The organism is Streptomyces sp. NPDC059900 (assembly GCF_050270335.1).
Classification (GTDB): domain Bacteria; phylum Actinomycetota; class Actinomycetes; order Streptomycetales; family Streptomycetaceae; genus Streptomyces.
The window spans coordinates 1-11,567 of sequence record NZ_JBNNJZ010000248.1 but is presented as its reverse complement, the minus strand read 5'-3'; the positions used below and the strand labels follow the sequence as shown (position 1 = coordinate 11,567).

Below are 11,567 nucleotides of genomic sequence, written 5' to 3'. Positions count from 1 at the left end.
GAGCCACACCTCGGGGTGTTCTTTGCGCATATGAGCGACGACCGTGCTCTTGCCGACCCCGGAGGGGCCGGAGAGCACGGTCAGCCGCGGACGTACGTCCGGGGGCACGGGGGTCGTCCCCCGGGATGTTGCAGCCATGCAGCGATTATCCAGGTTCTCAGGAGTGCCTGAGAACGTCAGGCAGCGCCACCACCGAACTCACGCTCCAAGGAGGCGATCTGGTTGGAGCCGAGACCCCGCACACGGCGGCTCTCGGAGATGCCAAGACGCTCCATGATCTGCTTGGCGCGGACCTTGCCCACGCCCGGCAGGGACTCCAGGAGGGCGGAGACCTTCATCTTGCCGATGACATCGTTCTCCTGACCCTGCTTGATGACCTCATGAAGCGAGGCACCGGAGTGCTTGAGTCGATTCTTGACCTCGGCCCGCTCCCGGCGAGCCGCGGCGGCCTTTTCGAGCGCGGCTGCGCGCTGTTCAGGGGTAAGGGGCGGAAGAGCCACGCCTACGTCACCTCGGATGTCGAACTGTCGGATACGGACCGGTGAGGAACCTAGTCGCCCCACACCTGGTGAGCAACGTGCAACGCGCTTGCCCGTTCGCTCTCGTCGGAGACTAGCGGGCATGGCCGCTGGAGTCAGCGAGAACAGACGAAAAGTCCTGGTCAGCCTCTGTCGAGGTGTACATTTCGGGCAATTCACCCCGGATTTGGCCTGGTGAGCCATCAGCGAAACGTAAGGACGTGGCCGGACACGTCCTTCGAAGACGGAAAAACGCCCTCGGCGGACCCTCAGGCGGCGGCTACGGCCGCCCGGATCTCGTCCGCGAACCGGCTCGCCGCGCCGCGCAGACCCGCGGCATCGGGACCGTGACGCAGGACACCCCGGCTGACGCTCGGCACGACGTTGCGCACGGCGTCCCCGAAGACACCGGGAAGATCCGCGGGGGTGGCACCCTGCGCCCCGATGCCGGGAGCCAGCAGCGGTCCGTTGACGGCGAGGTCGTACGAGGACAGATCGCCCAGGGTCGCCCCGACGACGGCACCGAAGGAACCCAGCGGCCGCGCACCGGCGTTCTCGGCGGCCAGGTGCCCGAGCATCGTCGCGCCGATCGTGCGGCCGTCCTCGCGCACCGCGTGCTGCACCTCGGCGCCCTCGGGGTTGGAGGTGAGGGCGAGCACGAAGAGCCCGGCGCCGTTCTCCCGCGCCAGGTCGACGGCGGGCTTCAGCGAGCCGTAGCCGAGGTAGGGCGAGACCGTGAGGGCATCGGAGAACAGCGGCGAGTCCTTGTGCAGGAAAGTCTCGGCGTACGCGGCCATGGTCGAGCCGATGTCGCCGCGCTTGGCGTCCATGACCACCAGGGCCCCGGCCGCGCGCAGGTCCTGGACCGCCTTCTCCAGTACGGCGATGCCGCGCGAGCCGAAGCGCTCGAAGAACGCGCTCTGCGGCTTGAACACCGCGACGCTCTCGGCGAGCGCATCGACGACCGTGGCGGTGAACCGCTCCAGGCCCGCGATGTCGTCGTTCAGGCCCCAGCCGGACAGCAGGGAGGCGTGCGGGTCGATGCCGACGCACAGCGGACCGCGCTCGTCCATGGCCTGGCGCAGGCGCGTACCGAAGGGTTCGAGAGCACTCATGATGCGGGCGTCCTTGCGTCGGCGCCGACGGCCTCGGCGAGCGTGGCGTACGGGGAGGTGTTCAGGCGGGCGGCAAGGCCCTTGTGGATCGCGCGGGCCCAGAAGGGGCCCTCGTAGATGAACGCGCTGTAGCCCTGCACCAGGGTGGCGCCCGCGAGGATGCGCTGCCAGGCGTCCTCGGCGTTCTCGATGCCGCCGACGCCCACGAGCGTGATGCGGTCGCCCACGCGGGCGTACAGCCGGCTCAGGACCTCCAGGGAGCGCTCCTTGAGGGGCGCGCCCGAAAGGCCGCCGGTCTCTGCGCAGAGCGAAGGTTCGGATCGCAAACCGAGGCCCTCGCGCGCGATGGTCGTGTTCGTGGCGATGATGCCGTCGAGGCCGAGTTCGACGGCCAGGTCGGCCACCGCGTCGATGTCCTCGTCGGCGAGGTCGGGGGCGATCTTCACCAGGAGCGGCACGCGCCGCCCGCTGACGCTGCGGTCCGCCGCCTCGCGCACGGCGGTCAGGAGCGGGCGCAGCGACTCCGTGGCCTGGAGGTTGCGCAGGCCGGGGGTGTTCGGGGACGACACGTTGACCACGAGGTAGTCGGCGTGGGCGGCGAGCCGCTCGGTCGACTTCACGTAGTCGGCGGCGGCCTCCTCCTCGGGAACGACCTTGGTCTTGCCGATGTTGACGCCCACGACCGTCTTGAAGACGGCCCTGCGGGCGCCCAGGCGCTCCGCCACGGCCGCGGAACCCTCGTTGTTGAAGCCCATGCGGTTGATCAGCGCGCGGTCCTGCACGAGGCGGAAGAGACGCTTCTTGGGGTTGCCCGGCTGCGGCTCGCCCGTGACGGTGCCGATCTCGATGTGGTCGAAGCCCAGCATCGACATGCCGTCGATCGCGACGGCGTTCTTGTCGAAGCCCGCGGCGAGCCCGAACGGCCCGTGCATCCGCAGGCCGAGGGCCTCGGTGCGCAGTTCCTTGTGGCGCGGCGCGAGCGCGGCGGCGATGAAGGTGCGCAGCACGGGGACGCGGGCCGCGAGCCGGATCCAGCGGAAGGCCGTGTAGTGGGCCTGCTCCGGGTCCATGCGCTTGAAGACGAGGTCGAAGAAGAATTTGTACATGTAGGGGTCCTCAGGAGTCCTCAGGTGTGCTCACCAGAAGGGGGACACCGAATCGGTGTCCCCCTGGTGGGCTGCTAGTCGCGGGCCGCGGTCAGATGCTCCGCGTGTTCCTGGAGCGAACGCACGCCCACGTCCCCGCCGTTGAGCGCGTCGATGCCCTGGACGGCGGCGGCGAGCGCCTGGACCGTGGTCAGGCACGGCACGGAGCGGGACACGGCCGCCGTACGGATGTCGTAGCCGTCGAGGCGGCCGCCGGTGCCGTACGGGGTGTTGACGATGAGGTCGACCGCGCCGTCGTGGATCAGCTGGACGATCGTCTTCTCGCCGTTCGGGCCCTCGCCCTCGCTCTGCTTGCGCACGATCGTGGCGTTGATGCCGTTGCGCTTGAGCACCTCGGCCGTGCCGGACGTGGCGAGCAGCTCGAAGCCGTGCGCGACCAGCTCGCGCGCCGGGAAGATCATCGAGCGCTTGTCGCGGTTGGCCACCGAGATGAAGGCGCGGCCCTTGGTCGGCAGCGGGCCGTAGGCGCCGGCCTGCGACTTGGCGTAGGCCGTGCCGAAGACCGAGTCGATACCCATGACCTCGCCCGTGGAGCGCATCTCCGGGCCGAGCACGGTGTCGACGCCGCGCCCGTGGATGTCGCGGAAGCGCGACCACGGCATGACGGCTTCCTTCACCGAGATCGGCGCGTCCATCGGCAGCGTGCCGCCGTCGCCGTTGGCCGGGAGCATGCCCTCGGCGCGCAGCTCGGCGACGGTCGCGCCCAGCGAGATGCGCGCGGCGGCCTTGGCCAGCGGCACCGCGGTCGCCTTCGAGGTGAAGGGCACGGTGCGCGAGGCGCGCGGGTTGGCCTCCAGGACGTAGAGGATGTCCCCGGCCATCGCGAACTGGATGTTGATGAGCCCGCGCACGCCGACGCCCTTGGCGATGCCCTCCGTGGAGGCCCGCAGGCGCTTGATGTCGTGGCCGCCGAGGGTGATCGGGGGCAGCGCGCACGCCGAGTCGCCGGAGTGGATGCCGGCCTCCTCGATGTGCTCCATGACGCCGCCGAGGTAGAGCTCCTCGCCGTCGTAGAGCGCGTCCACGTCGATCTCGATCGCGTCGTCGAGGAAGCGGTCGACGAGCACCGGCCGCGAGGGGCTGATCTCGGTCGACTCCTCGATGTACGCGGAGAGGCGGGTCTCGTCGTACACGATCTCCATGCCGCGGCCGCCGAGCACGTACGACGGGCGTACGAGGACGGGGTAGCCGATCTCGTCGGCGATGGCCTTGGCCTCGCCGAACGTGGTGGCGGTGCCGTGCTTGGGCGCGGGCAGACCGGCCTCCGCGAGCACGCGGCCGAAGGCGCCGCGGTCCTCGGCGGCGTGGATGGCCTCGGGCGAGGTGCCCACGACCGGCACGCCGTTGTCCTTGAGCGCCTGCGCGAGGCCGAGCGGGGTCTGGCCGCCGAGCTGGACGATGACGCCCGCGATCGGCCCGGCCTGCGCCTCGGCGTTGACGATCTCCAGGACGTCTTCGAGCGTCAGCGGCTCGAAGTAGAGCCGGTCGGAGGTGTCGTAGTCCGTGGAGACGGTCTCGGGGTTGCAGTTGACCATCACGGTCTCGTAGCCCGCGTCGCTCAGCGCGAAGGAGGCGTGGACGCAGGAGTAGTCGAACTCGATGCCCTGGCCGATGCGGTTGGGGCCCGAGCCCAGGATGATGACCGCGGGCTTCTCGCGCTCGGCGACCTCGCTCTCCTCGTCGTACGAGGAGTAGAAGTACGGGGTCTTCGCGGCGAACTCGGCGGCGCAGGTGTCGACCGTCTTGTAGACCGGGCGCACCCCCAGGGCGTGGCGCACCTCGCGGACGACGTCCTCGCGCAGGCCGCGGATCTCCGCGATCTGGTGGTCGGAGAAGCCGTGCCGCTTGGCCTCGGCGAGCAGGTCGGTGTCCAGGCGCTCGGCGGCTGCGAGCTCGTCCGCGATCTCCTTGATCAGGAAGAGCTGGTCGACGAACCACGGGTCGATCTTCGTGGACTCGAAGACCTCCTCGGGGGTGGCGCCGGCGCGGATGGCCTGCATGACGGAGTTGATGCGTCCGTCGGTCGGGCGGACCGCCGCGTCCAGGAGCTCGGCCTTGTCGCCGGGCTCGCCCACGAAAGTGAACTGCGAGCCCTTCTTCTCCAGGGAGCGCAGCGCCTTCTGGAGCGCCTCGGTGAAGTTGCGGCCGATCGCCATGGCCTCGCCGACCGACTTCATGGTGGTCGTCAGGGTCGAGTCCGCCGAGGGGAACTTCTCGAAGGCGAAACGCGGGGCCTTGACCACGACGTAGTCGAGGCTCGGCTCGAAGGAGGCCGGGGTCTTCTCGGTGATGTCGTTCGGGATCTCGTCCAGCGTGTAGCCGACGGCCAGCTTTGCCGCGATCTTCGCGATCGGGAATCCGGTGGCCTTCGACGCGAGCGCCGACGACCGCGAGACACGCGGGTTCATCTCGATGACGATGACCCGGCCGTCCGTCGGGTCGATGGCGAACTGGATGTTGCAGCCGCCGGTGTCGACGCCGACCTCGCGGATGATCGCGATGCCGACGTCACGCAGGGTCTGGTACTCGCGGTCGGTCAGCGTCATCGCGGGCGCGACGGTGATCGAGTCGCCGGTGTGCACGCCCATCGGGTCGAAGTTCTCGATGGAGCAGACGACCACGACGTTGTCGTTCTTGTCGCGCATCAGCTCCAGCTCGTACTCCTTCCAGCCCAGGATGGACTCCTCCAGGAGCACCTCGGTGGTCGGCGAGAGCGTGAGGCCCTGTCCGGCGATGCGGCGCAGCTCCTCCTCGTCGTGCGCGAAGCCGGAACCGGCGCCGCCCATGGTGAAGGAGGGGCGCACGACCACGGGGTAGCCGCCGAGCTCGTCGACGCCCTTGAGGACGTCGTCCATGGAGTGGCAGATGTACGAGCGGGCGGACTCGCCGTGCCCGATCTTCTTGTTGACCTCTTCGACGACGCCCTTGAAGAGGTCGCGGTCCTCGCCCTTGTTGATCGCCTCGACGTTGGCGCCGATGAGCTCCACGCCGTACTTCTCCAGGACGCCCTGGTCGTGCATGGAGATCGCGGTGTTGAGCGCGGTCTGGCCGCCGAGGGTCGGGAGCAGCGCGTCGGGGCGCTCCTTGGCGATGATCTTCTCGACGAACTCGGGGGTGATCGGCTCGACGTAGGTGGCGTCGGCGATCTCCGGGTCGGTCATGATCGTCGCCGGGTTCGAGTTGACCAGGATGACGCGCAGGCCCTCGGCCTTCAGGACGCGGCAGGCCTGGGTGCCCGAGTAGTCGAACTCCGCTGCCTGGCCGATGACGATCGGACCGGAGCCGATGACCAGGACGGACTGGATATCGGTGCGCTTAGGCACGCTGGGCTCCTTCTGCGGTCATCAAAGATACGAAGCGGTCGAAGAGGTACGCGGCGTCGTGCGGACCCGCGGCGGCTTCGGGGTGGTACTGGACGCTGAACGCGGGCTGGTCGAGGAGCTGGAGCCCCTCCACCACCTGGTCGTTCAGGCATACGTGAGAGACCTCGGCGCGCCCGTAGGGCGTGTCGGAGACCTTGTCGAGGGGCGCGTCGACGGCGAAGCCGTGGTTGTGCGCGGTGACCTCGACCTTGCCGGTGGTGCGGTCCTGCACCGGCTGGTTGATGCCGCGGTGGCCGTACTTCAGCTTGAAGGTGCCGAAGCCGAGCGCGCGGCCGAGGATCTGGTTGCCGAAGCAGATGCCGAACAGCGGCGTCTTGCGTTCGAGCACGCCCTGCATGACGGAGACCGGGTGGTCCGCGGTGGCCGGGTCGCCGGGGCCGTTGGAGAAGAACACGCCGTCGGGGTTGACGGCGTACACGTCCTCGACCGTGGCGGTGGCGGGCAGGACGTGCACCTCGATGCCGCGTTCGGCCATGCGCTGCGGGGTCATGCCCTTGATGCCGAGGTCCACGGCGGCGACCGTGAACTTCTTGGTGCCGATCGCGGGGACGACGTACGCCTCCTTGGTGGCGACCTCGGCGGAGAGGTCGGCGCCCTTCATCTGCGGGGCGGCCTGCACCTTGGCGAGCAGGTCGTCGTCGCCGGCGCCCGCGAAGGCCTCGCCGGAGAAGATGCCGACGCGCATCGCGCCGCGCTCGCGCAGGTGGCGGGTGAGGGCGCGGGTGTCGATGCCGGAGATGCCGACGACGCCCTGGTTCGCGAGCTGCTCGTCGAGCGAGCGCTTGGCGCGCCAGTTGGAGGGCACGCGCGCGGGGTCGCGCACGACGTAGCCGGAGACCCAGATGCGGGCGGACTCGTCGTCCTCGTCGTTCACGCCCGTGTTGCCCACGTGCGGGGCCGTCATGACGACGACCTGGCGGTGGTACGAGGGGTCGGTGAGGGTCTCCTGGTAGCCGGTCATGCCGGTGGAGAACACCGCTTCGCCGAAGGTCTCCCCCACGGCGCCGTAGGCGCGGCCACGGAAGATGCGGCCGTCCTCCAGGACGAGTACGGCGGGAGGCGCCCCCTTCCTCTGCGAGGCCGTCCCCTGCTTGGAGGTCGTCATCGTGCGGTGCCTTCCGTCGTGCTGGTCGTGTTGATCATGTTGTTGATGGCCTCGACCCACTCGGCCTGCTCGGCCGCGTGGTCCGAGCGGAAGCCCGAGTCGATGAGCTTCTCGCCGTGCTCCCAGGTGACGATCAGCAGACCGCCCTCCGCGAGGACCTTTCCGGCGATGCCCTTGTCGAGACGGGCCTCGCGCAGTTGTCCGGCCGGGACGAAGAAGTCCGATGCGCCGGGGCGTACGACAGCCAGGCCCGCGTCCGTGAGCGTCAGCTCCACGCGGCTGCGGGTACCGAGGCCGTGCGCCACGATGCGGTCGAGCCACTGCCCTGCCGTGGTCGAGCCGTGATAGCGGCCGGTCAGCTCAAGTTTCGCCGGGGCCGCGTCATCCGGCACCACGGGAAGCGGCGGCAGGTCGCCCTGGAGCGTGCCGCGCCACTTCCAGCCCTCGCGCATCAGCCAGTAGACGAGCGCGATGAAGAGCAGAAGGCCGACGACCCAGCCCGCGCGGGCGGCCCAGTCCGTCACGTCCGCCGACTTCTGTTCGGCGGCCAGTTGCATAGATGAGGTCACGCGAGCTTCCCGTCGACGAGCGTGGCGCGGCCCCGCAGCCACGTGTGCGTCACGCGGCCCGGCAGCTCACGGCCCTCGTAGGGGGTGTTGCCGCTGCGCGAAGCGAAGCCCGCGGGGTCCACGACTCCACGGTAAGCCGGATCGAGGAGCGTGAGGTTCGCGGGCTCACCTGCCGAGACGGGGCGGCCGTGGCCCGTCGCCCGGCCGATCTCGGCGGGCTTGACGGACATCCGGTCCGCGACGGCGGCCCAGGTCAGCAGGCCGGTCTCGACCATCGTCTGCTGGACGACGCTGAGCGCGGTCTCCAGGCCCACCATGCCCATGGCGGCCGCGGCCCACTCGCAGTCCTTGTCCTCGTGCGGGTGCGGGGCGTGGTCGGTGGCGACGATGTCGATCGTGCCGTCGGCCAGGGCCTCGCGCAGCGCCATGACGTCGCGCTCGGTGCGCAGCGGCGGGTTGACCTTGTAGACCGGGTTGTACGAGCGGACCATCTCGTCGGTCAGGAGCAGGTGGTGCGGGGTGACCTCGGCGGTCACGTCGATGCCGCGCGACTTGGCCCAGCGCACGATCTCGACGGAGCCCGCGGTCGACAGGTGGCAGATGTGCACCCGCGAGCCGACGTGCTCGGCGAGCAGCACGTCACGGGCGATGATCGACTCCTCGGCGACGGCGGGCCAGCCGCCGAGCCCGAGCTCCGCGGAGACGACGCCCTCGTTCATCTGGGCGCCCTCGGTGAGGCGGGGCTCCTGGGCGTGCTGGGCGACGACGCCGCCGAAGGCCTTCACGTACTCCAGGGCGCGGCGCATGATCACGGCGTCGTCGACGCACTTGCCGTCGTCGGAGAAGACGGTGACGCCGGCCGCGGACTCGTGCATGGCGCCGAGCTCGGCGAGCTTCTTGCCCTCCAGGCCGACGGTGACGGCGCCGATCGGCTGGACGTCCGCGTAGCCGCCCTCCTGGCCGAGGCGGTAGACCTGCTCGACGACGCCGGCGGTGTCGGCGACGGGGAAGGTGTTGGCCATGGCGAACACGGCGGTGTAGCCGCCGGACGCGGCGGCGCGCGTACCGGTCAGGACGGTCTCGGAGTCCTCGCGGCCGGGCTCGCGCAGGTGGGTGTGCAGGTCGACGAGGCCGGGCAGCAGGATCTGGCCGTCGGCCTCGACGACGGTCGCGTCGCCCGCCTCGATGCCGGTCCCCACTTCGAGGATCGTCTCGCCGTCGATCAGGACGTCCTGCGCGTCGCCGCCGAGCACCTTCGCACCACGGATCAGGGTCTTGCTCATTACTTGCTCTCCTCGGTACGGGTGTGGGTGACGGCGGGTTCGTTGCCGCCCAGGAGCAGGTAGAGGACGGCCATCCGGGTGTGGACGCCGTTGGCGACCTGCTCGATGACCGTGCAGCGGTCGGAGTCGGCGACCTCTGCGGTGATCTCCATGCCGCGGACCATCGGGCCGGGGTGCATCACGATGGCGTGCTCCGGCATCTTCGCCATGCGCTCGCCGTCCAGGCCGTAGCGGCGCGAGTACTCGCGCTCGGTCGGGAAGAACGCGGCGTTCATGCGCTCGCGCTGCACGCGCAGCATCATCACGGCGTCGGACTCCGGGAGCACCCGGTCCAGGTCGTACGAGACGTCGCAGGGCCAGGTGTCCACGCCGACCGGCACCAAGGTGGGCGGGGCGACCAGGGTGACCTCGGCGCCCAGGGTGTGCAGCAGGTCGACGTTCGAGCGGGCGACGCGGCTGTGCAGGACGTCGCCGACGAGCGTGATGCGCTTGCCCTTCAGGTCCTTGCCCAGGCCCGCGTCCCTGCCGACGAGGCGGCGGCGCATGGTGAAGGCGTCGAGCAGTGCCTGCGTGGGGTGCTGGTGGGTGCCGTCGCCCGCGTTGATCACCGGGGCGTCGATCCAGCCGGAGGTGGCCAGGCGGTAGGGGGCGCCGGACGCGCCGTGCCGGATGACGACGGCGTCGACGCCCATCGCCTCCAGGGTCTGGGCGGTGTCCTTGAGGGACTCGCCCTTGGAGACGCTGGATCCCTTGGCGGCGAAGTTGATGACGTCGGCGGAGAGGCGCTTCTCGGCGGCCTCGAAGGAGATCCGGGTGCGGGTCGAGTCCTCGAAGAACAGATTGCAGATCGTACGGCCGCGCAGGGCGGGAAGCTTCTTGATCGGCCGGTCGGCGACCCGGGCCATCTCCTCGGCGGTGTCGAGGATGAGAACGGCGTCGTCGCGGGTGAGGTCGGCGGCCGAGATGAGGTGTCGCATCATCTGGGTGTACTCCGTCAGGTGGAGGTGTGCGGGCACGCGGGCGCGCAGGGCTGTGCCCCGGCGCCGGTGGGGGAAGCCGGTCCTACGCGGAAGCGGGCTTGGCACCGAGCAGCACGGCGTCGCGGCCGTCCTCCTCGGCGAGCTGGACCTTGACCGTCTCCCGCAGCGACGTGGGGAGGTTCTTGCCGACGTAATCGGCACGGATCGGCAGTTCGCGGTGGCCGCGGTCGACGAGGACGGCGAGCTGGACCGCGCGCGGGCGGCCGATGTCGTTCAGGCCGTCGAGGGCGGCGCGGATGGTGCGGCCGGAGAAGAGCACGTCGTCGACGAGGACGACGAGGCGGCCGTCGATGCCGTCACCGGGGATCTCGGTGCGGGCGAGTGCGCGCGGCGGGTGCATGCGCAGATCGTCGCGGTACATCGTGATGTCGAGTGAGCCAACCGGGATACTGCGTCCGGTGATTTCTTCGAGCTTCTCGGCGAGTCGCCTGGCGAGGAAGACCCCGCGGGTGGGAATGCCGAGCAGCACCACGTCTTCGGCGCCCTTGGCGCGCTCGACGATCTCGTGCGCGATACGGGTCAACACCCGTGCGATGTCCGGGCCTTCGAGAACGGGCCGGGCCACATCTGGTTCGTTCGTGTCGTGCGAGTCCATATGAAACGGACCTCCTTCTCCGCCTCACGGGACGGACCTTAAAGGACGTCGGAATTGCGCCATCTACGCTACCAGCACCGACAACACCGCCGGTCACGACCCCCCTCGGAGGGGTCGGTACGGACCATTCGGCTTGACGCACCCAAGTAACGCTGCGTAACCTCACAGTGAGTTACCGTTCTTCGTCCGGGGAGCTATATGTCCAGCGAATACGCCAAACAGCTCGGGGCCAAGCTCCGCGCCATCCGTACCCAGCAGGGCCTTTCCCTCCACGGCGTCGAGGAGAAGTCCCAGGGACGCTGGAAGGCGGTCGTGGTCGGTTCGTACGAACGCGGCGACCGCGCCGTGACCGTACAGCGCCTCGCCGAGCTGGCGGACTTCTACGGCGTCCCGGTCCAGGAGCTGCTGCCCGGCACCGCTCCCGGCGGTGCGGCCGAGCCGCCGCCCAAGCTGGTGCTCGACCTCGAGCGCCTCGCGCACGTCCCGGCCGAGAAGGCAGGACCCCTGCAGCGGTATGCGGCCACGATCCAGTCGCAGCGCGGTGACTACAACGGCAAGGTGCTCTCGATCCGCCAGGACGACCTGCGCACCCTCGCCGTGATCTATGACCAGTCGCCCTCGGTTCTCACCGAGCAGCTGATCAGCTGGGGCGTCCTGGACGCGGACGCGCGCCGCGCCGTCGCCCACGACGACGTCTGATCCCGCAAGGGAGAGCTGAGCAGAAACGTAACGCCGGGGTGGGCCGGAACCCACCGGTGAGGCCCCCCCCCGCGGAGGGGGTGGCGCCCGGGCC

Annotated in this window: 10 protein-coding genes and 1 pseudogene; 1 reads left to right on the top strand and 10 read right to left on the bottom strand. The window is 69.9% G+C overall.

Annotated elements, in window-relative coordinates:
- The 10 genes and pseudogenes from ACQKIP_RS27085 to pyrR all read right to left on the bottom strand — a co-directional run.
- Positions 1-138, bottom strand: a pseudogene (locus ACQKIP_RS27085) (guanylate kinase); the annotation flags it as partial.
- A gap of 38 nt (positions 139-176) precedes the next feature.
- A complete protein-coding gene (locus ACQKIP_RS27080; protein WP_005319887.1) occupies positions 177-500 on the bottom strand; it encodes an integration host factor in 324 nt (107 codons plus the stop codon).
- A gap of 287 nt (positions 501-787) precedes the next feature.
- A complete protein-coding gene (pyrF, locus tag ACQKIP_RS27075) occupies positions 788-1,633 on the bottom strand; it encodes an orotidine-5'-phosphate decarboxylase (protein ID WP_365864247.1) in 846 nt (281 codons plus the stop codon).
- Positions 1,630-2,739, bottom strand: coding sequence for a quinone-dependent dihydroorotate dehydrogenase (locus ACQKIP_RS27070; RefSeq protein ID WP_427744337.1), 1,110 nt, complete (start codon positions 2,737-2,739; stop codon positions 1,630-1,632). Before ACQKIP_RS27070 ends, pyrF begins: the two co-directional genes overlap by 4 nt.
- Positions 2,740-2,813: 74 nt before the next feature.
- On the bottom strand, positions 2,814-6,122 hold the full coding sequence (carB, locus tag ACQKIP_RS27065; RefSeq protein WP_365864251.1) for a carbamoyl-phosphate synthase large subunit: 3,309 nt from the start codon (positions 6,120-6,122) through the stop codon (positions 2,814-2,816).
- Entirely contained in the window at positions 6,115-7,287 is a 1,173-nt protein-coding gene (gene carA, locus ACQKIP_RS27060; protein ID WP_365864253.1) for a glutamine-hydrolyzing carbamoyl-phosphate synthase small subunit, read from the bottom strand. The genes carB and carA overlap by 8 nt, the downstream gene beginning before the upstream one ends.
- Positions 7,284-7,844, bottom strand: coding sequence for a hypothetical protein (locus ACQKIP_RS27055; protein WP_365864269.1), 561 nt, complete (start codon positions 7,842-7,844; stop codon positions 7,284-7,286). The genes carA and ACQKIP_RS27055 overlap by 4 nt, the downstream gene beginning before the upstream one ends.
- Before the next feature lie 8 nt (positions 7,845-7,852).
- Complete coding sequence (locus ACQKIP_RS27050; protein WP_365864255.1) at positions 7,853-9,139, bottom strand: dihydroorotase; 1,287 nt, start codon at positions 9,137-9,139, stop codon at positions 7,853-7,855.
- The gene (locus tag ACQKIP_RS27045; protein WP_361192763.1) at positions 9,139-10,119 is read right to left on the bottom strand and encodes an aspartate carbamoyltransferase catalytic subunit; all 981 of its coding nucleotides are present in this window, start codon (positions 10,117-10,119) and stop codon (positions 9,139-9,141) included. The genes ACQKIP_RS27050 and ACQKIP_RS27045 overlap by 1 nt, the downstream gene beginning before the upstream one ends.
- An 82-nt stretch (positions 10,120-10,201) precedes the next feature.
- Entirely contained in the window at positions 10,202-10,774 is a 573-nt protein-coding gene (gene pyrR, locus ACQKIP_RS27040) for a bifunctional pyr operon transcriptional regulator/uracil phosphoribosyltransferase PyrR (RefSeq protein ID WP_190084877.1), read from the bottom strand.
- A 198-nt stretch (positions 10,775-10,972) separates the two neighbouring features.
- Between pyrR and bldD the strand changes: the two genes are divergently transcribed.
- Positions 10,973-11,473: a transcriptional regulator BldD gene (gene bldD / locus ACQKIP_RS27035; protein ID WP_135330908.1), complete on the top strand. Its 501-nt coding sequence runs from the start codon at positions 10,973-10,975 to the stop codon at positions 11,471-11,473.
- Positions 11,474-11,567: the final 94 nt, after the last annotated feature.